This is a genomic window from Vibrio fluminensis, assembly GCF_015278125.1.
GTDB classification, from domain to species: Bacteria; Pseudomonadota; Gammaproteobacteria; order Enterobacterales; family Vibrionaceae; genus Vibrio; species Vibrio fluminensis.
Genome location: NZ_JADILO010000025.1, coordinates 42,351 through 65,352, shown reverse-complemented (window position 1 = coordinate 65,352; position 23,002 = coordinate 42,351). Strand labels below are relative to the sequence as shown.

Sequence of the window (23,002 nt, the reverse complement as noted above, 5' to 3'; positions counted from 1 at the left end):
TTATTCAACCTCACCGATAAATTCACCATCTCGCACAGCTAAACGGATGTGCTGTACTGGCTCTCTCAATGCAAGCTTATTAAGTAAGGCCAGGGATACCGGTGGAAGTAGTTGACCATCAATGATTGCTTCCAACATACGTGCACCATTCTCGCTGCGCGTCGCGCGTCGGAGTATTTCATCAACTAGGCCGTCATCTAATGTCAACTTGGCGTTGTAGCGCTGCTTAAACAGATCTTCTAAGCGAGATAACTTACCTATCACTATTTTAGCCAATACCTCTTTGTCTAACGGTAGGTAGGGAATCACTTCCATACGAGCAAGCAAGGCAGGTTTGAAAAATGCAGCTAACTCAGGATACAACTCTCGGTCCATCACTTCAGGCTGTTCAGCGTGATCAACTATCGTTTGGAAACCCAAATTGGATGTCAAAAAGAACACCACATTTTGGCAATCGATTAAACGTCCTTCACCATCTGCCAGCTCGCCTTTATCAAATGCTTGATAGAATAAGTTGAGGACTTCAGGGTGGGCTTTTTCAACCTCATCAAGCAAAACGACAGAATATGGCATTTTCCTGATCGCTTCCGTCAATATGCCCCCTTCGCCATAACCAACATAGCCCGGAGGGGAGCCGATTAGGCGAGAAACCGTATGCTTTTCTTGATATTCAGACATGTTAATCGTAGTAAGAAATTGCTTACCGCCATAAAGCTGCTTGGCAAGCTGGACCACGGTTTCGGTTTTACCCACCCCACTAGGCCCGACAAGCAAGAATGCACCTTTCGGTCTTCCAGAACGACGTAAGTCTGCGCGCGCAGTCAATAAGTGGCGGTGCACACGCTCAATCGCGATATCTTGCCCTTTGATAACGCTGCCTAATGTCTCTGTTAAACGAGTAATTTTATGTAATTCGTTAGAATTCATCTGGTCAACAGGCACACCCGTCCAATCGGCGATGACATCTGCTATTTGTGCAACGTCGACTTCAGGATAAATCAATCGCTGATCATGCTTAATCGCATCCAACTCTTGGTATTTTTCTTGAAGCAGTTGGCTTGTTGATAGGTAAAGCTCACGCTGCTGATCGTCTTCTTGTAGTAACTGTAACAGTTGTGTTCTCTGTTCAATTATCGCTTCTACTAACGTTTTCTGATCTTTCCATAGCTGCGTAAGTTGTTCGGTTTCTTCTTCGTCTGCTGCCTCTTGACTCAATAGTGCATCCAAGCGCTCTAAATCCACCTCTTTCCCTAGATGGCGAGACCTTTCCAACATATCGATTTCTAATTGACGTTGGTGGCATAGAGTTTCAAGTTGCGCCAGCCTTTTTGGCGGCGTTGTTAGATTAATCGCTATGCGAGCACATGCCGTATCTAACACGTCAATCGCTTTGTCCGGTAGCTGTCGGCCTGATAAATATCGCGCTGATAACTCAGCGGCTGCTTTTAGCGCTTCGTCAGTGATAAGTACATTATGCGCTTTCTCGTAGACGCCATTCAGTCCACGCAGAATGTCAACGGCCTGCTCAATACTCGGCTCATCGAGCTTAACGAGTTGAAAACGACGTGTTAACGCCGGATCTTTTTCGAAATATTTTTTGTATTCTTTCCATGTTGTCGCAGCAATAGTACTTAACTCACCACGAGCGAGCGCAGGCTTAAGTAAGTTAGCCCCGTCGCTCCCCCCTTCTTGATTCCCTGAACCAATCAAGGTGTGCGCTTCATCTATAAAGAGAATGATTGGTTGCGGTGACTCTTTGATTGCATCAATCACACCTTTGAGGCGTTTTTCAAACTCCCCTTTCACCGAAGCTCCTGCTTGGAGGCGCCCTAAATCTAACGAGTACAGTTCCACTTGTTTCAATTGGTCTGGAACATTGCCGGCTACGACTCGCAGAGCTAAGCCTTCGATCATCGCACTTTTACCTACACCGGCATCGCCCACCACAATCGGATTATTTTTTCGACGACGGCAAAGTATGTCTATCATCAGATTCAGTTCATTCTCACGACAAAGTACAGGATCTAACTCGCCATCTCTTGCCTGACGAGTTACATTTTCACAATACTTCTCTAACGATGTTTCTGCTTGCTGCTGCAAGGAATGCTCTGAGGCCGAGTTGGGTCTTTTTACTGCCGTTTCTGAAGAGTCACTCAGTATGAATGTAAATTCTTTCTTCAACGATTCTCGATTGATGCCATCAAACAGCTTAGCCAGCGAAGAAGAAAGATAACGGTCTATACGGGTGATTGAAGCGAGAAAAATAGCGCCAGAACGCAACTCACTTTGTTCCAACTCAGTGGAAGACAGTAACCACGCTTCTTGTAACAACTCGACAAGTAAAGGGGAAAACGCGGGATAGGTTTCGCTACTTTTCTCACGACTAAAACTTGCGTTAATCGCCTCTTTCACGTCACTGACATCAAGACCTGCTTGCTTAATAATAATGCGGACATCAGATAATGGATTATCTAACAATACATCCAAGTAGTGCTCCAGAGTGACCTCTGGATGCTGTCGTTCAATACATAACGAAGCCGCTTGCTCCAAAGCCAGTTTACTTTGAGCGTTCAGTTTCGATATTAAAGTGGGTAATTCAATACGGATCACGTGATACCACCTAGCCTATTAATTTATTAAAGTAATTGATTTAATTGTGTTAAAACGTCTTGTGTTTTGGTTTGTAGTACGTGCGTATAGCCGAGAAACAACGCTAACCATAAGAAAGCAAAACCAAAGAAAACCGTCCAAAGCGATGTCTTGCGACCCACTTTATAGTGAGATTTCACTACTTTTTTATTTGGGCTGGTTAGTTGGCCATTGTCGCCATCATCAAAGCTGCTCAATATGTCGTAAAGACGGCTGATAATTTTCTCACGTTCGATCGTACCGCCTTCCATAACGCGATACTTTCCTTCGAACCCAAGGATCAAGCATTGGTAGATAAAGCCTAATAGTTGGCGATAACGTTCTGGTTCGCCTTCAAGACGACTCAAAATAGAAAAAACCTTTTCACCACCCCAAGTTTCATTATGGAAGCGAGTCAGCATCGAATGTTCAGCCCAAATGCTCGATGCGCCCCAATCGGTTCCCATTACTGCTTCGTCTAAACTGGCGCACAATACATAACGGTAAGCAACCATGATCGCGTGGTCATAACCTTGCTCAGTCAATTCCACTTCAATCGCTTTGATTTCTTCCACTGTCTGGGTATAGATTTGGTCGATATTGTCACATGCGGTCAATGAACGAACCCTTAGGGATAAGCCAAATAACGGTGTGGCTGCATCGATTAGGGGATTAGAGTTATCACCACGAAGTTGAAACCAATAATCCTGATCATGGTTAATTTTTTCCACATCATCAAAAAGCAACTTAGACAATGGTGAATCTTTCTTACTTGCGTACATGCTTAACTCCTAATCGCCCAAAACTGCAGGTCGAGATCTTCAAATTCACCTGCAACATGGAACGCAAAACCGCTGGAATGCTTAATCGTGGCCCATGCCGAGCTGGTTTTGTCTAATTGGTAATAGGTATAACCTGCGTGGTAAGGCAGTTGTCTTGGCGCTACAGGTAAAGCAATCAAAGGGATGCCCGAAAGCTGTAAAGAGATTAGCTCTCTGATTTTCTCCACTGACGATACTTTTGTTTGCTGTGTAAACAGGCGACGTAGATCATTGATTGGCATGCGAGCTTTCACAGCAATGATGAACTCAGCATTTTCCATCAAGCTTGAGTCGTGGATTGGCGCAACCATTAAGCCGTACTTACGTTTTTCTAACTGGATCGACATTGCTCTTGGTTCAAGCACGACACTTAGGCTCTGTCGTAAATTGCGGATGAGCGGTTTAAACGACTCACTAGGTAGCTCGTGATTGTAGCTAGGTAAATTCGCTGGAAGTCGAGACTCATCGGTAAAGGTCGCTAGTTCTCCACACACGATCGAAAGACATTCAAACAGTCGTTCTGGATGTAGACTGCGCAACTCGGCTAAGTGCTTCATTTGCGGTTGCAAACGGTTCAAAGACTGTAGCAGCATAAAATCGGATACGTCTGCCACACCACCTTGCGACGGAGAACTTAGTCTCTGAGCAATGTTTTTTGCCCGCTCTCTCATCAAACCCGACATTTCGTTGATAAAACGATGCAATGCGGGAATACCCACGACATTATGGTGACAAGGTACGAACTCAGGATCTAGCACGACACTACCATCTGGTCGTTTTTCCAAGATACGCCCAATCGCAATCGAGGCATAGGCACTTCTGTCTTCTCTTTCTAACATTAACTGCATGCGAGCCGGAGAAACTTCGAGTGTCGTCGTATCACCTTGTACGCTATGAACGTCCTTTACTTCTTGACGACGACTTACATAGCGTCCGGTACCACGTTCTTCCGGCCAGTTGATTTCCATCAAAGAGTCACTGCGCAAAGCCACAGCCAAATAGATGATTTGGTTTGCCAATGAGGCATCATCGACCTCTAGCGCATCTGGAATTTGATCTTCTTGAGGAATACGAAAAACCGTGCCATCAGGCATAACTCCAACCGCGCGATCAATGGCAATACGACCAAACGCCAAATACTCCGGATTAAGTGATAACTCTGAAATACCGTACAAATAACTGCTGACTGTACTGACACGTTCATCAATAAAGTACTCGGTAAATCTCTGTTGCTGCTGAAAGTGCTGCGGCTTGATGAATGAGCCTTCTTTCCAAATAACTCGATTACGAACAAACATCGCTTTTTATTCCACCCTAACCAACTTCACGTCATACTCGCTGAACTTCATAAGCAAGTGGTACTGTCGACTTTTATTGACCACCTTCACTGCTTTTTTCCATTGGCTTGTGTCTGGGTCAGAAAAATGAGCCATCACACCGATATAATTTGTACTCTCATTAATCTCAAACGTATCAACGAACTTAAATTGACCCGGTGTAAGTACGTAGTCGTAGCTGTTCACATAATTACTACGTAATGTCGCTTTATGGTCCGCTTTCAACTGATCATAATCGGCAGACATAAACATCGAATCATCTTCAAGTTCAAACACTTGAATCTCAACCGGCGTTGCGTCGCCCAAGATATTCAAGTTCACGTCATCATCACTCACTAAACTAAACGTCACTGTCGTTTGTGCAGGACCTTCTTGTTTCTCTACTGGTTGAGAAGAGCTACAAGCAGTCAAAGCCAACGAACTACATAAGGCTAAAGCGATATTTTTCATGGTTACAGCTCCCGTTGCTTTTCACGCAGTTTTTTGTCGTAAGATTGTTCAAAAATTTCCCAAAATAACTTTTCAAAACCTCTTTGACGATTAGAGGTAAGTTCTTGGTAATAATTACAATACATACTCCACGCCCAACCTTCTGTAGAACCACTATTGCCATCATAACGACGTTTATAGTGCTGGAATCGGCGTAACATCGTCTCAGGATCAAAGGCATTCAAAATCTGACTTAACGCTTCAGATGTAGCATGTTGCATAGCTTCATTGTGGTCACGAATTGTCTTGAGGCTTTCGCTAATCGCAGCGGGAGCCGATAAGTGCACTAGACTTTTATCGGTATCATAAAGAGTGCGTATTGTTTCTTCATAAGAGAGACCCAAGCGCAGAGGATTGTCTTCTATAGGTTGTAAATTGCGATTTAAAGTGCCAAAACGCCCTTCATTCACTTGCTGGTGAAGTTCCAGCAAACCACGAACACACGCTTGTAGTGATTCGCCCATCTCTTGAGAGAGGACATGCATACGAGCCATGTTATCTTCATCGCTTAAATCAACCCCTAAGCCTTCCAAAACTGGCCCTGTCACAAGGTGATTGGAACGTCCTTCAGTATCCAATTGATAGTCATTACTTGGTTGGAAACTTCTTGCCATTTCCTCTTCAAGTAAATCTAAATCTTTTTCATCCATGCGTAATTCTCCTGAATTGTTGTATTCTTCTGGCGCAGGTTTTGCGATTGGTTCAATCTCTGCTGTGGTATGACTTGTCTCTTTCTCTTCCAACTCTGACTGTTGTGGTCTGGATTTCCAAAAACCAAAACCAAGAATTTTCTTCAAACGGATTGAAGCGCTAACATCCTGTTCGCTATCGGTTTCAATGGTTGCTGACTGCGCATCAATTTGCATTTGGTGTTGAGGGATGAGTGAAGGTTCTTGCTTCGGTCTTGCTTTGTCAGTTTTTTCGGCCACCGCTGAAGTCACTGTATCTCCGGTTTGCATCAGATCATCCAACGCATGCAAAGGTTCGGCATCAGCCTCTTCGACTGAATCTTCTTCGCGAGTCTCAACTTCAGCGCCATTAATTAAATCGTCTTCATCAGAGAAAAACAGGGTATTCAAAGTGGTAAGATGCGGATCGTTCTCGCTATTTTTATCGAACAAAACGCGCAACTGGTATGGGCCAATTTGAACTTCATCTTGCTCTAATAATTTTGCGAGATTTCCCTTACCAATAGAAAGCTGGGCCCCATTAACATACGTACTACCCGATAACTCTTTAATGCAATATGCGCCGTCCACGACAACAATTTCACAATGCTGTGAAGCGATCGCTTCTTGTGGGTCGACTAAACGCCAATCGGCCAGTGGCGAGGAACCAATATTGCCACCATTTTGATAAAATGAATGTTGCACGGTCATCCCAGATTCCAAACGCTGTGCATTGGTCACCATGAGTGTTAGAACCGGTAAACTTGGTACGTTCATACTATTGCCTTACTTGAATCAAAACGTGTTTATCCGCTTCAGAACAACCTAAGAAAGATGTCCATCCGAGCTCCACACCATTTACGGAATCTAAACAAAAATCAGGCGCTTCACTTGGTGTTATGGCTAACTCCAAGTCGTATGCCATTTGTTCACGCATAATGAACTCCACAAGTTTACAAAGTGCTTGATACTCCTTACCTGAAGGTAAAAAGTCGTTAAAACGAGCTCGTGTTAGCCCATTAATACAAATTGTGAATTTGCCAGTACAATCCACAACCGATGTTCCGATGACGGTATCGTGACCAAGAGTCGAATTTTGTCCACCCAAAGAAAACTGCTGACTAATGTCAATTGGAACGCGTCGCCTAACCCACTGTCTTATGCTGACGTCTTCTAGTTCAAAACAATGGGCGATAATGCCTGCAACAATCTGTGGAGACCGACCTCTGCTTGCGAGTGTTCCTGAGTAGGCGAGCATTTTGCACCAATTAATTGGTGTCTCACCCCGTAAATCTTGATCACTTAAACCAACTAGTGCAAACAACTGAACCGAAAACAGATCCTGAGCATCAGGCTGAAATCTGACGTAATAGCGATACTTTCGCCAAATTCGATAAACCAAATTGATCAATCGATTGTTAAAGAAATCGAGAAATGGTTGCTTAAAACCATCGCTCCCCTCCGACGCCAACTGCTCAAGAATAAATCCAGGTAATGGCGATTGTGCCCCTGACAAACCAAAAAAATTAGTCAGCAACACGTGCCTATTATCTTCTCTAGTCGTCAACTTATTTACATCACTCGCTGAAAAACCCAGGCTTGGATTTGCACTAAACACGAGTTTACATTTGCGTTCCCACTCCTCTGATTCGGGATCCAAATCATTAATGCTTTGGAGTAACTCAACCAATTGGTAAAAGTTATACTCACGAACGTTTTCACTGAACTCCGGAACTGATGAGATAAAAGCATCACCGTCTAGATCAGTGGCTGCATTCCACTCTGTGTTCCCCATGTGTACTTCTCTTTGTTTGTAACATTCACCACAACGAGTTCATGAAATGAGTTGATACTTGCGTATAATGCGAAAAAATGGCTCAGAACAGTTCCAAAGAGAAACAGATCCCCTTCAGAACCAAAACCACTTTGATCAATATGTAACGTTGACTGCAGTCCTCTAACCGGTAATCCCTTTAGAATCTTATCTATCGGGTTAGACTCTACTTTAACAATCGCATCGAGCCGCTTTTTAGCGACACGCTCGGCCTGACGATCAACCAAAGCTCGGAAGTCATACGCTCTCAATACACAACTCAATGCATCTTTTGATAGCAAAGACAGATAATTAAGAGACAAATTAGAGATCAGCGTCCACAACAAACTCCCATCCAATATCGGACGTAATGATTGAGATGGCACCGTAATATTTTTAAACGTTGCAAATGGCGGAGAGCTGTCTGTTGGCACGCATATATCACCGATGCCGAGTTCAAGAGGCAAAAGTCGATTGGTACAAGTCAGCTTTATTGAAACCGCCTCATTGTGACCAATCAAACTCGTTTCATCACAGCGCACGAATGAGATATATGAGTCGAAACCATCATTACGGATGCTCTCTTTAACCCTTGTTCGATAATAGAGAGCTTGGCGGTGTCTCACGCGCTCAACTTCGTGCTGGAAGCTCTCAAATGGTTCATATATCCGTTTTCTTCCCCGAACGCGCTTTCCCTCGAGTTCAAAGTCTTGCCAACCAACGACACGGTCGACACTAAATATCTCGTAATGTGCCGGATTACGATTCGAAGGAAAAATTCGATATTCGCTTCTCTGTCCATTCAAATCGATGGGGTCAGCATCATGCTGAAATAAGTTGATAATCGGAGTACAATAAAGCTGAAAACTCTCTTTTCTGACCCGAGTCTCGGTCGGAAGAGTTTTGGAGAAATAGATCTTTAATGAAAAATCCCCAGTCACCGATTTCGGCAATGAATCTGCCAAATGTTTAACATCAATAAAATGAAACGCCTGAGGAAAAGAGAGGTACTCCTGCAGAATGCGATAGCCGTCATATACATTCTTTGGATACGGTAAAATCGACTGTTCACTTTGAAAACCAACCGCAGAAAATGAGTTGTTGGGAAGTGAAAACTCAACACCATCAACCTCAACTGATATTTTGTCCAAATAATGATTGAGCCAAAGATACAATGTCTGAGAACTATGCTCGTCACCGCCCAAGTAAAAGCGTAAGTTATCAAGCTTTGATTCACCAACGGTAACCTCACCGAGCATGTGCAGCGACAACTCTATAATCGAAGCCTCGCGAGAGTGTTCTGCATGAACATCTCTACACTCAAGCGGATAAAGCTCAACATCTCGACAAGTCCGAAAATGACAAGTCGTGTCTAACACTGACTTACTATCTAGCTGAGCATTTTTTTTAACTAAATGTCGTTCGCTAACACCTTTGTCCGGCTCAAACGCCACGATACTCATGCTTGGAATTGGCCTGAGATAATTCGGCCAAAGCATATTGATCAATGAATGGGTTAACTCCGGGAATTCGTCCTCAACTTTCTGACGTAATCTCGCAGTTAGAAAGGCAAACCCTTCCAGAAGACGCTCAACATCAGGATCTGTCGTGCGCCCATGCAAAAAACGGGATAGTTGAGGATGAATTTCGGTAAATTCTTTCCCCTGTTCTTTAAGAAAAGCGAGCTCTTCTCGGAAGTACTTATCTTGAGTCATATAGTTAAAACACTTGGTACTGTCTATTTTGGTCCAACAACAAACTGAACTGAACTTTCTCGTGTATTACTTCACTATTAATTTGAGCTACGATCTGAAACCTCAGAGATAACGGATTAAACGTGTCAGCGTTAGCACTGACTATCACTCCGGTTAAGCGCGGTTCATAACGCTCTAAACAATGCTTAATCGCTAGTTTGATACGTACGGAAAGGTCTATCGTTTCCAGTGTCGCATCATTAAAATCGATCAACCCAAGATCAGGGGCGCTTTGCGCGCCGCCTAATCGAGAATTTAAAACGTTCGATACATTGCTCTTGATAGACTCAAGTACATCCACAGCATCAGGGCCTGCGGTCAGAGACATTGGCTTAGCATCGGCTACCAGTCGTTCGAATAGACCGACACCAAATACAGATTCTTCTGGCGCAATATAGGACATAATTAAGCTTGATCCAGTCGACCCACTAGGGATAGTTCAAAATTTGCACCCATATATTTAAAGTGTGGGCGCACCGCTAGTGACACTTGATACCAACCAGGATTCCCCTCAACATTCGCAACTTCAACTCGAGCTGAACGTAAAGGACGACGACTGCGTACATCTGCTGGTGGGTTTTCTTGATCGGCGACAAACTGCTTAATCCAAGTATTTAGCTCTCTTTCAAGATCTTGACGTTCTTTCCACGAGCCAATCTGTTCACGCTGCAGCACTTTTAGATAGTGAGCTAAGCGGTTAACTATCATCATGTAAGGGATTTGTGTACCCAATTTAAAGTTAACTTCCGCTTGTTTCCCTTCTTTGTTGTTAGGGAATACTTGTGGTTTCTGAATTGAGTTGGCAGAGAAGAAAGCCGCATTGTCGCTCCCTTTACGCATGGTAAGTGCGATGAAACCTTCATCTGCTAATTCAAATTCTTTGCGGTCTGTAATCAGCACTTCAGTAGGAATTTTACTTTGCAGTGCTCCTAATGATTCGTACAAATGGACAGGTAAATCATCTACCGCACCACCACTTTGAGGCCCGATGATATTTGGACACCAACGGTATTTTGCGAAGCTATCTGTTAGACGAGTTGCGAATGCAAACGCCGTATTGCCCCACAAGTAATGGTCGTGTTCAGAAGTAACGTTCTCAGTATAGTTAAATGATTTAACTGGGTTGTCCGTTGGGCTATACGGGACTCGAAGTAGAAATCTTGGCGCGGTTAAACCGATGTATCGCGCATCTTCAGACTCACGTAAAGCACGCCATTTGGTGTACTTTGGACCTTCAAAGGTCGATTTAAGATCTTTGATATTTGGCAAATCTTCAAACGAATCTATGCCGAAAAATTCTGGTCCTACGCTAGAAATAAACGGAGCATGTGCCATTGCGCCAAGCGAGCCCATAAATTTCAAAAGTTTCATATCCTGTGATGAAGGCGTGAAGGCAAAATTACCAATAATAGCGCCGACAGGTTCACCACCAAACTGTCCGTAACCTGAAGAGTAAACATGCTTATACAAACCAGATTGACTAATCTCTGGCGAGTACTCGAAATCTTCTAGAAGCTCTTCTCGAGTGATATTAAGAACTTCAACTTTGTTGTTCTCTCTAAAGTCAGTTCGATCAACAAATAGTTTTAAACTACGCCAAGATGACTCCAGTTTCTGCAACTCTTCGTTATGCAGAATCTCATCCATTTGTGCGCTGACTTTTTTATCTAACTCCACCAGCATCTGGTCAACAAGTGCTTTATTCACCGAATCTTCTTCAGTCGGCGAAGCTAATAGATTCTCAATAAACGCAGCCACACCTTTCTTAGCAATCTCATAGCCATCTTCACTTGGTGCTATACGCGTCTGCTGCATTATTTCGTCAAGGAGGCTAACCTCTTCAACACCTTGGCTTTCTGCCAGTTTTTCAGTAGTAGACATTAATCAAATCCTTTCGTGATTAAGTTTGAAACCTAGTCAAAACTAAGCTTCTTTATTCTCTTCTTCGCCAAGCAAATTAAGTTCAGAAAGTAATTTCTCTCTGGACTCTTCTGAACTCAAGATTGCTTGCAAACGCTCACGAAATGCTGGTACGTTTCCAAGAGGTCCCTTCAGAGCCACCAATGCTTCGCGTAACTCAATTAACTTCTTCAGCTCCGGCACCTGATCCGCGACTTGATCCGGATTAAAGTCTTCTAAGGAATTGAACTTTAGATCAACAGACAGTTGAGCATCTTCATCTTCACTTAATCTGTTTTTAACGGTTGTAGCTAAACCCAAATTACTTTCTCGCATAACTGCAGAGAAGTTGTTTTTGTCGACACTAATTGTTTCTCGGTCTTCTAAAGGTGTTTCTTCTGCATATCCTTTGAAGTCTCCCACAACTAGGGTTTTTAGAGGAAGTTCAACTTCAGCTTGTCCATTTCCTGTAGCGGGAATGTACTTAATATTGACCCTTTCTTTAGGGGCAACACTTCCTTCTTTAGACATAATTTATCTCCGTATATATAGCCAACTGCCATATTAGCAATCCATGAAACAATGAATAACACTTAGCAGAATATTATTGATGCGCATTAAATATCCAAGTCGACAACAAAACAAATTAATTTAACCAAACCATGACGCATATTACATTCTCAAGTTTGTAACACTAAATTATTTCATACAACTGGAACGAATTTTCCATTAAAAAACCATACTTTCAATGCCATTAAAGCCTATAGATAAAAACAAAAAACAATGTCAGAGAAAAGTAATTACTCGCCATTCAACAATAATCCACAAATCATTAAATGACTATTTAATCAGTATTAAAATAATTTAACTCAGAGCAAAATAGAAAAAACATAACATTTGAAAACAATTACTTACCACAAATAACCAGAGAGGATACGTGCAAACCCTCACCCACCACCACGCTTCAACCAATAGATAAAACGCCCACTTCCTGCTTACTTATATTGGCATTAAAGCGCATCTGACTCATCATTAAGAAACATTCTTAACAATGAAATTTAATTTGCATCAACTTTCATTTTTATTGGGTAAAAGACACAAAAATTTCTTTCAATATCATTATTGAGAATTATCAGAGTGAGGAATCGAGAAAAACCAATGCAAGTATAAAAAGCGTTTTTAACTAGAAACAACGTCAATCTCACCAACCAATTTATATAAACGATCTTCATTCAGGTTATATATAAAATAGATGTAATTTATCTCAATAGTTAGATCGCAATGCGCAATAACAATTTGCACAACTAAAATAAATAACAAAACTAACAGTTGGGTAATGAGACAGAATGTCAGAGCTATAAAAATGACAAACCAATCAATATAATAAACCTCAATCTCGAGGCATATCTTATATTAGTCAAATCAAAGCTAATTAATGCCAATTTAGTTGATATCATTAAACTAAGCTAAATTTATAAACCAGTAGTCATGGAAATTATATTTTAGTGATTAGCTTATCGCTCGATCATAGCGTGACAATTTCATCCATGATTTTGACTAAATAATTTAGTATCAAGGGTTCATCAGCCACATGACCACTTTGAGGTATCATCTTCATGTGAGATTTAGGCAATGTTCGGTGTAAGAAATAAGATTGTTCTGGAGGGCAAACCATATCGTATTGACCATGTACAATATAAATCGGCAGGTTTTTTAGGGCATCTAACGAGTCAATAATGGGGTCATCTCTAAGAAAACAACCATTTATACAGTAATACAACTGAATCACTTTCGATAGATCTTGTGCGAGCTTGTGCTCATCAAACTCAGTCGGTTGAGAGTCAAGTTTCACTAAACAACTTTCCCATTGGCATAGTGCCCGCTTGACCTTAGCCGCTTGATTTGGGTCGTTATTCACTAGCGCTTGCCAAAGTCCAAGTAAAGGCTGTTGGCTTTTTTGCGTCGCAAGCGAGGACATGAGTTTATTCCACTGCTCGGGAAAGTACTTAGCCGCACCTTGATCTCCATAAACCCAAAGAATGTCTTCTTGACGAGCAAGAAAGACCCCTCTTAACACTAATGCTTTGACTCTATCGGAATAATTTCTGGCATAGGCAAGTGACAGAGTTGCTCCCCACGAACCGCCAAAAAGTATCCATTTACTTATATTCAATTTTTTACGTATGTACTCTATGTCCCTAACAAGATGTTGGGTCGTATTGGAATCTGTACAACCATAAGGCTTAGATCTTCCGCAGCCACGTTGGTCAAATAGGATGATTCGATATAGCGAGGGATTAAAATAACGTCTGTGATTGACGTTACAACCAGAACCGGGGCCCCCGTGAACAAATAGAACGGGAACCCCATCCGGGTTGCCACACTCTTCAACATAAATCTGATGCCTGGTTTCACCGTCCCCTACAGGCATATCAATCAATTGGATATGATAGGGCTGAATCGCAGGATAGTATGTTCGCACAGACGTTATCCCTTACGGCTCACTTGTCTAGGCGAGAAGGTTACAATAGCAGTGACTGAAACCACTATTGTCGCACTTAGTACAACGACTAGAGCCTGCAAATTCACCTCTTGATAGAAAGCAAACCTTAACAACTCTACGCAATAGCTGAATGGGTTATACGCACAGATCCAATAAAGCCATAAACTGGCTTCTTTCATTTTCCATAACGGATATAGCGCGCTTGATAAAAAAAACATCGGGAAAATGACGAAGTTCATTACACCTGCGAAATTTTCCAACTGCTTAATCATATTGGATAAGAGTAACCCTAGCGCCCCTAAAAAAAACGAGATAAGAAAAATCACTGGTACCGCGGATAAGTACCCAAGTAATGGGGTATCAACTCCAACAAACTGTACAATTATTAGGAACAAACAAACTTGAACAAGCGACAGTATCGCTGTTGCTACAAGCTTCGACATCAGCAGAAAAGGTCTAGGTAGTGGGCTCATCAAGAGTAACTTCATACTGCCCATTTCTCTGTCATATACCATTGATAGCGAACTCTGCATCCCATTAAAAAGCACAATCATGCAGCATAATCCAGGCGCAATATACTGTTGATACGTGATATAGGTACCATAGGGCTCCATAATTGAAACACCTAAGGCGGCACGAAAACCCGCAGCGAAAACTACCAGCCAAAGTAAAGGGCGAATGAGTGCGCTGAGTAATCGCGTCCTTTGCTGAAGAAAACGCAAAAATTCACGCTTAATTACCCCGGAAAAACAGTTTTTGTATTGATAGAACGTCACACGATCTCCACACTTTCAGTCAGTTGACGATAGAGTTGATAGACATCATCTGCTTGAAACTCTCGACAAAGTTGTTCTGTTGACCCTTCTGCTTTCACCTGCCCTTTACTGAGAATGATCAGGAAGTCGGATCTCTCCACTTCATCCATCAAGTGCGTCGTCCACAACACGCATAGGCGTTGTTGCTTACACTGCTGACGAATATATCCAACAATCAGACTTCGGCTTTCATTATCAAGCCCTACCGTCGGTTCATCTAAAAGTAGATAGTTTGGTTTATGCATCATCGCTCTTGCAATTTCTAAACGACGTCGATGGCCGCCATTTAGCGTTCTAACTTTATCGTTAAGCCTTGAGGATAACTGTAGAGCGTCTAGGATATGTTCGATGTTTTTTAAAGCAGTACTAAACGACAACCCATGCAGACAAGCATGATAAATCAGGTTCTGTTTTACCGTTAGATCAATGTCTAAGGTCGACTGTTGAAAGACTATCCCTAGCTGAGAAAGCACTTTTCTACGATGTTGCTGTAAAGAAAGTTGGCCGTAGCCAACTTCTCCTTGTAAGGTTTGATAAAGGCCTGTCAACAATGAAAACAGCGTACTCTTACCCGCTCCATTTGGTCCAAGTAATACATTAAAACCGGGTTGAATCACCAAGCTTAAATTATCAAGAACGGGCTGTGGTCCATAGTCATATGACAAGTCTTTAACCGTTATTGTCATAACACGTCCTTGATTGCAACACCCCAAGGATATCGACCTACTTTAACGGACTTAACCACTTTCATTTTGCTCACATCGATAACTGAAACATCACCACTAACACCATTGGTTGTCAGCAACAAGCTTTGATCTTTATTAAAACCAAGCTGCCATACACGACGCCCAACAAGAAGGTATTCCTCAATTTCCAGATCGTTACGGTCAATAACAGCAACATGGTTAGCTGGGCCTAACGCAACAAACGCAAAGCGACCATCATCGCTAAGCTCAACACCGACAGGTTGAACTCTGTCTTTATGAATACCATCAATTTCAAACTTGAATGTCTTTATTATTTGTCGAGTTGGGACATCAATGACCACAACTTCACCGCCAATCTCAGAACTTACCCAAAGACGTTTGCTATCATCAGAAAACATTGCAGAGCGAGGACGATCTGCCACTAATGTGTTTTCAAAATTTTCATATGTTTCGGTATCAATCCAGTGAACCATATTGGTTGTCTCTGACGTCACCACTACTATCTTTCCATCCGGACTCACCGCCAAACCTTCTGGTTCAACACCTACATCGATCTGGGTTTTAACCTTGCGAGAATCAATATCAATAACGGTTAACAATGCGTCATCTTCATTCGCGGTGTAAATAGTTTTTCCATCTGGATGAAGAGCAATAGTTTCAGGATCCTCACCCGAAGGTAACTCGCCTATCACTTTCTCGGTAGCCAAATCTAGAATTTGGATCGTATCTGAGTCACTTGCACAAATATAAGCTTGAGTGTGCTCATTATTGAAAATGATCCCACGAGGACGTTGACCAACAGGAATTTGTTTGACGACCTCCAAGCTCTGCATATCAATAACTGAGATATCATCATCTTTCTCGTTCGTAACGTATGCTTGTTCTGAAGCAAATGCCATACTTGCCGACATGCCAAAAGTCATACCGACTAACATTGGGAGGATCAGTGACTGTTTCATAGTAGCTCCTTTTGCGAAACACATTGAGTTTCCTCGATATCAAATCCTAAAGTATCGAGTTCCGTTCTAGGGTGTAAAACGCCCGCTTGTGGCGAAAGTGACACGAGTCCATTTGGCTGTACTAGAGCCATTGGAATTCTTAGTTGGCCGCTCCAAGGACGATAACTCAGTTTTCGCCCCTTATATGCAGCTAACTCAAAGTCATCGGATTTAATGAAAGCAGCAATATCTTGGCTGTGATTGCTCTTTTGTTTATGCACCGCTTGAGCGACGCTACGCACCGCAAGATAAGCACTGAAATCTAGCTCATTCATACTGCGATTAGCTTGCTCACGGAAACGTTTCTGGACTTGCGCTGCGCCCCATTGCTCTATCACAGCGTGCCACGTCAAAGCCTCTAGTCCTGCAGAGCCAACAACCGGACGAGGGATATAGGTGTTAAATGGCAGGTACTCGGCAAAGTCTTTCGATTGATCAGCAACGTATACAACGTCATAGTCTTTGAGAGTTTGAGTAAATAACGGAATTTCCTGCTGGGCGCTGCGCCTTAGGTCCGAATTAAATGTCCACGTTTTTTCTTCAATGATCTCTAAACCAAAACGTTTAGCTGAGCGCTTAAAAGACTCGCTTAAGGCCCTATCCTCTTCTTTACTACCATTTACCATCAACACCTGATTAAAACGCTTCTTCAATAACCACTGAGCGATAGCATCAGATCGCATGGCGTTACTAGGGGCGGTATGAAGTACCGAAGTTAAGCATTGAGTACTTCGCAATTCATCGGCACTGTCGTTAACATTGAATATTAATACTGGTTTCTTCTGTGCCCATTGGTTCGCTTGAACTAACGTTGATGTAGGAACATCCAGTACAAATAGGTGCTCTCCACCTTCAAAAGCCTTATCCAACTGCTCAAGTAGTTCTTCTGAACTTTCGACTTCACTCTGTTGCAAATTAAATGACTGCTTTAAAAACTTCCCTGTACTATTCGAATCAGCAATAGCCAATGCAGCACCTTGAAAGCCACTGTCTTTCGGGGTTTCTAAAACATTTGATAACGCAGGTGGCTTCTTAATATTTTCTTTGAAGTAGTTAATATTAACAACTAACAAATCTTTAGCATTAACAAGACTAGAGAATAAATACAGAGAAAAACAGAATAAACATAATGATTTAAGCCAAAAGTTTGAATTTAACATTACAGGTCCATCCAAGATTAATTAATCATCACTCACCACTTAGAATTGAGCATATAGCAAAAAAACCACAGTTAAAAACCAGACCACGCCGCAGAAATTCAACTTTAAGCCATTGAATTTAAGTGACTTTTTGTAACTTTAAAAATAAAAATAATGAATTTCACCTACTAAAGGATGAGAAAAAACCGATCCAAAGTGCAATTAGAATCGACTCTCACTGTTACTAATATTGGAACAAATCAAGAATTACAAACCGTGAGAGGATTTAAAATGAGATTCGCAATGTCGACTAAAAAAATAGCATTAACTTCATTATTGCTATGTACATCTTTTAATATTTACGCCCATGGCGCCGTTACTCCCCAATCAATTGACACCTCTGAACTTCCACAACTAGGCGAAGAGTGGCTAGAAGAAAATCCATATCGTGAACAAACGGGCGAAACACTAAATACAATTATTGAAGTTGGCGCATCAGCGTATAACCAGAACTGCGCTCGTTGCCACGGTTTAGAGGGTATATCCGGAGGCATTGCACCCGATCTTCGCCTATTAACACCCGACTTTGATGGTGATGAGTGGTATGGATATCGAGTGCAAAACGGCGCGGTACGTAATGGGGCCGTATACATGCCTAAAATGACAGAACATTTGTCACAAGAAGCCCTTTGGTCGATCAAAACTTGGTTAGAGTCTATCAGTGAAGATATTTAATCCAACCTTACTAAGTCTATGCCTTACGAGTACGTTGTTGAGCCCAATAGGTAATGCTCGATCGTACGATGACATCATCGACAGTGAGTTCATAACTGTCGCGGTATACAGAGATTATCCCCCCTTCTCCTATCAAGAAGACGGTAATCCTAAAGGCATCGATTATGATATTGCTAAGCACATTGCCAACGAGATGCAAGTTGAGTTGCGTCTTCAATGGATGACAGCAGACGAAAACGTAGAAGATGACCTACGCAATAACCTGTGGAAAGGCCACTACTTAACGCGAACCGTTGCCGACTTAATGTTGCGCGTACCTTATGACAGCGCCTATTCGCATAGTCGTGACGACATTGGCGAATTGGTTCATGAACAAGTTCACATGTTTGCGCCATATCATACCGAATCGTGGCAAATCATTTTTGATCAGAAAAAAATCGAATCTGTATCCACAATGGCGGTATTTCAATACCACCCTGTCGGTGTTGAAGTCGATTCTATTCCTCAGTTCTACTTATCAGCCGCTTTCGGTGGTCGAATGCGCGACAGTGCGCAGCACTATGTCAGCACAATTGAAGCGGTAGAAGCATTACAGAGAGGTGAAGTAGACGCTGCAATGGGACTTCGTAGCCAAATCACCTACCTTCAGGGCGGAATGGATACCACCCAATTCAAGCTCGCTGAAAACGCTTTCCCTATGCTTGGTCAACAACAATGGGAAATAGGCATGGCCGTTAAAACTAACTATCGTCAGTTAGGTTATGCCGTCGGTGACATTGTTGAGGCAATGATTAAACAAGGTGATATGCAGGCTATCTTCGCCAAATATCACTCAGAGTATCAAGAACCAACGCTCTATTAAGCCGCATTATGAACAAAATCCTACTAAGGGATGAGTGCAAACGCTACTGGAGTGTAATTGGCGAGAGTCGAGAATGACCATACGCTTGTCTTATCCTGATAAAGAAGACAATACACTGGAAACGCTCCCTTCTCACTCAGGTTTTGGTGTCTAAGCAGTCCAACCTCCCTAACCAGTACTGCTTAGGCACCTACCCTGCTAACAAATTGTAAATAATATCCCTCGAGGAAGAACAATGATAACAGCCTACAAAAGTAAAAAATTATCATTAGGTCTTTGTATTACTATGGCGTTTAGCGCAACTGCGTATGCCAATGTTACTGACAAAGATATTATGGATGATCAAATGACAACTGATGATGTTGTCTCATATGGTTTAGGTCTCAAAGGACAACGTTACAGTCCTTTAAGTAAGATCAATCCCGACACAGTTGAAGAAATGCGCCCAGTTTGGGCATTCTCTCTCGGTGGCGAGAAACAACGTGGTCAGGAATCTCAGCCACTAATCAAAGATGGCGTGATGTACATAACCGGCTCTTACTCGCGTATGTATGCAATCAATGCTCGAACTGGCGAAGAAATTTGGCAGTATGACGCGCGTCTTCCTGACGGGATAATGCCTTGCTGTGATGTCATTAACCGTGGTGCCGCTTTGTATGGTGATTTAGTTATCTTCGGCACTCTTGATGCTAAGTTAGTTGCTCTGAACAAGGACACGGGTAAAACCGTTTGGAAGAAAAAGGTGGGCGATTATAAAGCGGGTTACTCTATAACCGCCGCCCCAATCGTTGTAAAAGGCAAAGTTATCACCGGTATTTCTGGCGGTGAGTTTGGTATTGTCGGTAAAGTCACCGCTTATGATGCGACAAACGGCGCATTAGTCTGGGAGCGTCCTACTGTTGAAGGCCATATGGGTTACATCTGGAAAGATGGTAAAAAAACTGAGAATGGCATATCTGGAGGCAAAGCAGGACAAACTTGGCCCGGCGATTTATGGAAATCTGGTGGAGCCGCACCTTGGCTAGGGGGAACTTACGATCCCGATGTCGACTTACTCTTCTTTGGTACCGGTAACCCTGCGCCATGGAACTCGCATTTGAGACCTGGTGATAACTACTTTTCTTCCTCACGTTTAGGTATCGACCCTGATACCGGCAAAATCGAATGGCATTTCCAAACCACTCCAAATGATGGCTGGGATTATGACGGCGTTAATGAGTTGATCTCATTCAACTATAGCGACCAAGGTAAAACAGTAAAAGCAGCCGCTACTGCCGATCGAAATGGATTCTTCTATGTTCTAAATAGGGAAAACGGCGATTTTATCCGTGGGTTCCCCTTCGCAGATAAAATTACCTGGGCATCAGGGTTAGATGATAACGGTCGTCCTGTATTTGTCGAAGAAAACCGTCCCGGTAACCCCATAGATTCAGAAGATGGTAAAAAAGGTAAAGCAGTGGTTACTGCCCCCTCTTTCTTAGGCGGAAAAAACTGGATGCCAATGGCGTACAGCAAAGATACTGAACTGTTTTATGTTCCCACAAACGAATGGGAAATGGATGTTTGGAATGAGCCTGTAACTTACAAAAAAGGGGCCGCTTATATCGGTGCTGGCTTTACTATCAAAGCAATAAACGATGACTATATTGGCGTTTTACGTGCGATTGATCCTAAGTCAGGTAAAGAAGTTTGGAGTTACAAGAACTTCGCCCCACTCTGGGGGGGCGTACTCGCAACAGCTGGTAACCTTGTCTTTATGGGCAACCCTGAAGGTTATCTCTTGGCATTTGATGCCAAAACAGGCGAAGTAAAATATAAGTTCAATACCGGTTCTGGCATTGTCGGATCCCCTGTCACGTGGGAAATGGATGGCGAACAATATATTTCGGTACTTTCCGGTTGGGGTGGCGCAGTACCACTATGGGGTGGCGAAGTAGCCAAACGCGTCAAACACTTTAACCAAGGTGGTATGGTGTGGACGTTTAAATTGCCTAAGAGCTAAGCCAATATATTGTCTAACTAGAAAGGGCTGCATTATTGCAGTCCTTTGCCATTTGTAGGCAGACTCGCCTCGAAGAAACCCACTCGTTTACCCTTCTAAAGTATGAGTTTTTTTGTGCCAAGGGAGCATGTTTACTCTGACTACTCAGTACTAATATGAATTCATCAAGGTGCTTTGGCTTATCAAAGCAAAAATTAACCAGACCATGGAAGAAATAAAACTCTACGGGTCTTACTTCGAGGTGACATATGATCTATGCATATCCTGGTAGCGACGGTTCTGTCGTTTCTTTTAAAGCGCAGTATGAAAACTTCATTGGTGGCAAATGGGTAGCACCGGTTAAAGGTGAGTACTTTAGCAACACCTCACCAGTAACAGGTGAAGAGTTTTGTCGCATACCACGTTCTTGTGCGCAGGATATCGAGCTAGCATTAGATGCTGCTCATGCCGCTAAAGATGCATGGGGTGCAACATCGGTTCAAGAGCGTTCAAACATTCTGTTAAAGATTGCCGATCGTATCGATCAAAATCTTGAAGCACTGGCGGTTGCTGAAACGTGGGAAAATGGCAAACCAGTACGTGAAACCCTTGCCGCTGACATTCCTCTAAGTTCAGACCATTTCCGCTATTTTGCTGGATGTATTCGAGCACAAGAAGGGAGTTTGTCTGAAATTGACAACGGAACTGTCGCCTATCATATTCATGAGCCGCTAGGTGTTGTCGGTCAAATTATCCCATGGAACTTCCCACTGCTTATGGCGGCTTGGAAACTCGCACCAGCCCTTGCTGCTGGTAACTGCATTGTTTTAAAACCTGCCGAGCAAACGCCTTCAAGTATTCTACTACTGGTTGAGCTAATTGAAGACCTACTTCCACCAGGCGTACTTAACGTAGTAAACGGTTTTGGTAGAGAAGCTGGCGAAGCATTGGCAACCAGCACTCGCATCGCTAAAATTGCTTTCACCGGTTCAACGGCTGTCGGTAGCCACATAATGAAATGTGCCGCTGAGAATATGATTCCTTCAACTGTAGAACTTGGCGGTAAGTCACCAAACATTTACTTCAATGACGTCACTCAACACGAAGATGATTATCTAGATAAGTGTGCCGAAGGTTTTGTTTTGGGCTTCTTTAACCAAGGCGAGGTTTGTACGTGCCCTTCACGCGCTCTGATTCAAGAAGATATCTTTGATGAGTTTATGCAAAAAGTACTACAAAAAACCAAAGATATCGTAAGAGGAAACCCGCTAGACACTACAACTATGGTGGGTGCGCAAGCCTCACAAGAACAGTTCGATAAGATCATGAGTTACCTAGATATAGGCCGTGAAGAAGGTGCAAAAGTGCTTAGCGGTGGTAGCGAAGAGAACCTAGGTGATGCACTAAACAATGGTTTCTATATTCAGCCAACAATCCTTCAAGGCGATAACTCAATGCGCATCTTCCAAGAAGAAATTTTTGGTCCAGTTATCGCAGTGACTACCTTTAAAGATGAAGCAGAAGCTTTAGCCATTGCCAATGATTCGGCATACGGTCTTGGCGCCGGAGTTTGGACTCGCGACACCAATCGAGCTTATCGAATGGGACGAGGCATTCAAGCGGGTCGTATTTGGACTAACTGCTACCATCTATATCCTGCGCACGCCGCATTTGGTGGTTATAAGAAGTCAGGTATTGGTCGTGAAACGCATAAAATGATGCTCAATCACTACCAGCAAACTAAAAACCTATTGGTAAGCTACAGCACTAGTCCGCTTGGCTTCTTCTAAACGCTAAACGTATCCGAGCCTTCATAGGCTCGGATTAATCTTCTATGTTTACTCTAATTCTCA

General features: G+C 42.8%; 19 protein-coding genes. 4 read left to right on the top strand and 15 right to left on the bottom strand.

What is annotated here, in order from left to right:
* The 15 genes from tssH to IRQ95_RS15630 form a co-directional block, all read right to left on the bottom strand.
* Entirely contained in the window at positions 1–2,610 is a 2,610-nt protein-coding gene (tssH, locus tag IRQ95_RS15700; protein WP_194437809.1) for a type VI secretion system ATPase TssH, read from the bottom strand.
* A 26-nt stretch (positions 2,611–2,636) separates the two neighbouring features.
* On the bottom strand, positions 2,637–3,410 hold the full coding sequence (gene icmH / locus IRQ95_RS15695; RefSeq protein WP_194437808.1) for a type IVB secretion system protein IcmH/DotU: 774 nt from the start codon (positions 3,408–3,410) through the stop codon (positions 2,637–2,639).
* A 2-nt stretch (positions 3,411–3,412) separates the two neighbouring features.
* Positions 3,413–4,747 (bottom strand): type VI secretion system baseplate subunit TssK, encoded by a 1,335-nt coding sequence (gene tssK / locus IRQ95_RS15690; RefSeq protein ID WP_194437807.1) that lies wholly within the window; start codon positions 4,745–4,747, stop codon positions 3,413–3,415.
* A 6-nt stretch (positions 4,748–4,753) separates the two neighbouring features.
* Positions 4,754–5,236, bottom strand: a complete 483-nt coding sequence (gene tssJ / locus IRQ95_RS15685; RefSeq protein ID WP_194437806.1) for a type VI secretion system lipoprotein TssJ — start codon at positions 5,234–5,236, stop codon at positions 4,754–4,756.
* 2 nt (positions 5,237–5,238) lie between these two features.
* Positions 5,239–6,720: a type VI secretion system-associated FHA domain protein TagH gene (gene tagH / locus IRQ95_RS15680; protein WP_194437805.1), complete on the bottom strand. Its 1,482-nt coding sequence runs from the start codon at positions 6,718–6,720 to the stop codon at positions 5,239–5,241.
* Between the two features lies 1 nt (position 6,721).
* Positions 6,722–7,738 carry a type VI secretion system baseplate subunit TssG gene (gene tssG / locus IRQ95_RS15675; protein ID WP_194437804.1) on the bottom strand — a complete coding sequence of 339 codons (1,017 nt, stop codon included), beginning with the start codon at positions 7,736–7,738 and terminating at the stop codon, positions 6,722–6,724.
* Complete coding sequence (gene tssF / locus IRQ95_RS15670; RefSeq protein WP_194437803.1) at positions 7,702–9,471, bottom strand: type VI secretion system baseplate subunit TssF; 1,770 nt, start codon at positions 9,469–9,471, stop codon at positions 7,702–7,704. The genes tssG and tssF overlap by 37 nt, the downstream gene beginning before the upstream one ends.
* A 4-nt stretch (positions 9,472–9,475) precedes the next feature.
* On the bottom strand, positions 9,476–9,913 hold the full coding sequence (tssE, locus tag IRQ95_RS15665; RefSeq protein WP_194437802.1) for a type VI secretion system baseplate subunit TssE: 438 nt from the start codon (positions 9,911–9,913) through the stop codon (positions 9,476–9,478).
* 2 nt (positions 9,914–9,915) lie between these two features.
* Positions 9,916–11,391, bottom strand: coding sequence for a type VI secretion system contractile sheath large subunit (gene tssC, locus IRQ95_RS15660; protein ID WP_194437801.1), 1,476 nt, complete (start codon positions 11,389–11,391; stop codon positions 9,916–9,918).
* Positions 11,392–11,433: 42 nt separating this feature from the next.
* Positions 11,434–11,940, bottom strand: coding sequence for a type VI secretion system contractile sheath small subunit (tssB, locus tag IRQ95_RS15655; protein WP_194437800.1), 507 nt, complete (start codon positions 11,938–11,940; stop codon positions 11,434–11,436).
* Positions 11,941–12,934: 994 nt separating this feature from the next.
* The gene (pip, locus tag IRQ95_RS15650) at positions 12,935–13,891 is read right to left on the bottom strand and encodes a prolyl aminopeptidase (protein WP_348541620.1); all 957 of its coding nucleotides are present in this window, start codon (positions 13,889–13,891) and stop codon (positions 12,935–12,937) included.
* Between the two features lie 5 nt (positions 13,892–13,896).
* Positions 13,897–14,688 carry an ABC transporter permease gene (locus tag IRQ95_RS15645; RefSeq protein WP_194437799.1) on the bottom strand — a complete coding sequence of 264 codons (792 nt, stop codon included), beginning with the start codon at positions 14,686–14,688 and terminating at the stop codon, positions 13,897–13,899.
* On the bottom strand, positions 14,685–15,413 hold the full coding sequence (locus IRQ95_RS15640; protein ID WP_194437798.1) for an ABC transporter ATP-binding protein: 729 nt from the start codon (positions 15,411–15,413) through the stop codon (positions 14,685–14,687). The genes IRQ95_RS15645 and IRQ95_RS15640 overlap by 4 nt, the downstream gene beginning before the upstream one ends.
* A complete protein-coding gene (locus IRQ95_RS15635) occupies positions 15,410–16,393 on the bottom strand; it encodes a PQQ-dependent catabolism-associated beta-propeller protein (RefSeq protein WP_194437797.1) in 984 nt (327 codons plus the stop codon). Before IRQ95_RS15635 ends, IRQ95_RS15640 begins: the two co-directional genes overlap by 4 nt.
* Entirely contained in the window at positions 16,390–17,592 is a 1,203-nt protein-coding gene (locus IRQ95_RS15630) for an ABC transporter substrate-binding protein (RefSeq protein ID WP_194437796.1), read from the bottom strand. The genes IRQ95_RS15635 and IRQ95_RS15630 overlap by 4 nt, the downstream gene beginning before the upstream one ends.
* 282 nt (positions 17,593–17,874) lie before the next feature.
* Between IRQ95_RS15630 and pedF the strand changes: the two genes are divergently transcribed.
* The 4 genes from pedF (at position 17,875) to exaC (ending at position 22,939) form a co-directional block, all read left to right on the top strand.
* Complete coding sequence (gene pedF, locus IRQ95_RS15625; protein WP_228481447.1) at positions 17,875–18,306, top strand: cytochrome c-550 PedF; 432 nt, start codon at positions 17,875–17,877, stop codon at positions 18,304–18,306.
* A 37-nt stretch (positions 18,307–18,343) separates the two neighbouring features.
* Positions 18,344–19,168: a substrate-binding periplasmic protein gene (locus tag IRQ95_RS15620; protein WP_228481446.1), complete on the top strand. Its 825-nt coding sequence runs from the start codon at positions 18,344–18,346 to the stop codon at positions 19,166–19,168.
* 286 nt (positions 19,169–19,454) lie between these two features.
* Positions 19,455–21,170 (top strand): PQQ-dependent methanol/ethanol family dehydrogenase, encoded by a 1,716-nt coding sequence (locus tag IRQ95_RS15615; protein WP_431358059.1) that lies wholly within the window; start codon positions 19,455–19,457, stop codon positions 21,168–21,170.
* A 248-nt stretch (positions 21,171–21,418) separates the two neighbouring features.
* Positions 21,419–22,939, top strand: a complete 1,521-nt coding sequence (gene exaC / locus IRQ95_RS15610; protein WP_194437792.1) for an acetaldehyde dehydrogenase ExaC — start codon at positions 21,419–21,421, stop codon at positions 22,937–22,939.
* The last annotated feature ends 63 nt before the right edge of the window (positions 22,940–23,002 follow it).

Coding starts and splice junctions, on each gene's coding strand:
- icmH (WP_194437808.1), bottom strand. CDS start 3,410: ATGTACGCAAGTAAGAAAGATTCACCATTGTCTAAGTTGCTTTTTGAT.
- tssK (WP_194437807.1), bottom strand. CDS start 4,747: ATGTTTGTTCGTAATCGAGTTATTTGGAAAGAAGGCTCATTCATCAAG.
- tssJ (WP_194437806.1), bottom strand. CDS start 5,236: ATGAAAAATATCGCTTTAGCCTTATGTAGTTCGTTGGCTTTGACTGCT.
- tagH (WP_194437805.1), bottom strand. CDS start 6,720: ATGAACGTACCAAGTTTACCGGTTCTAACACTCATGGTGACCAATGCA.
- tssG (WP_194437804.1), bottom strand. CDS start 7,738: ATGGGGAACACAGAGTGGAATGCAGCCACTGATCTAGACGGTGATGCT.
- tssF (WP_194437803.1), bottom strand. CDS start 9,471: ATGACTCAAGATAAGTACTTCCGAGAAGAGCTCGCTTTTCTTAAAGAA.
- tssE (WP_194437802.1), bottom strand. CDS start 9,913: ATGTCCTATATTGCGCCAGAAGAATCTGTATTTGGTGTCGGTCTATTC.
- tssC (WP_194437801.1), bottom strand. CDS start 11,391: ATGTCTACTACTGAAAAACTGGCAGAAAGCCAAGGTGTTGAAGAGGTT.
- tssB (WP_194437800.1), bottom strand. CDS start 11,940: ATGTCTAAAGAAGGAAGTGTTGCCCCTAAAGAAAGGGTCAATATTAAG.
- IRQ95_RS15640 (WP_194437798.1), bottom strand. CDS start 15,413: ATGACAATAACGGTTAAAGACTTGTCATATGACTATGGACCACAGCCC.
- IRQ95_RS15635 (WP_194437797.1), bottom strand. CDS start 16,393: ATGAAACAGTCACTGATCCTCCCAATGTTAGTCGGTATGACTTTTGGC.
- IRQ95_RS15630 (WP_194437796.1), bottom strand. CDS start 17,592: ATGTTAAATTCAAACTTTTGGCTTAAATCATTATGTTTATTCTGTTTT.
- pedF (WP_228481447.1), top strand. CDS start 17,875: ATGTCGACTAAAAAAATAGCATTAACTTCATTATTGCTATGTACATCT.
- IRQ95_RS15615 (WP_431358059.1), top strand. CDS start 19,455: ATGGCGTTTAGCGCAACTGCGTATGCCAATGTTACTGACAAAGATATT.
- exaC (WP_194437792.1), top strand. CDS start 21,419: ATGATCTATGCATATCCTGGTAGCGACGGTTCTGTCGTTTCTTTTAAA.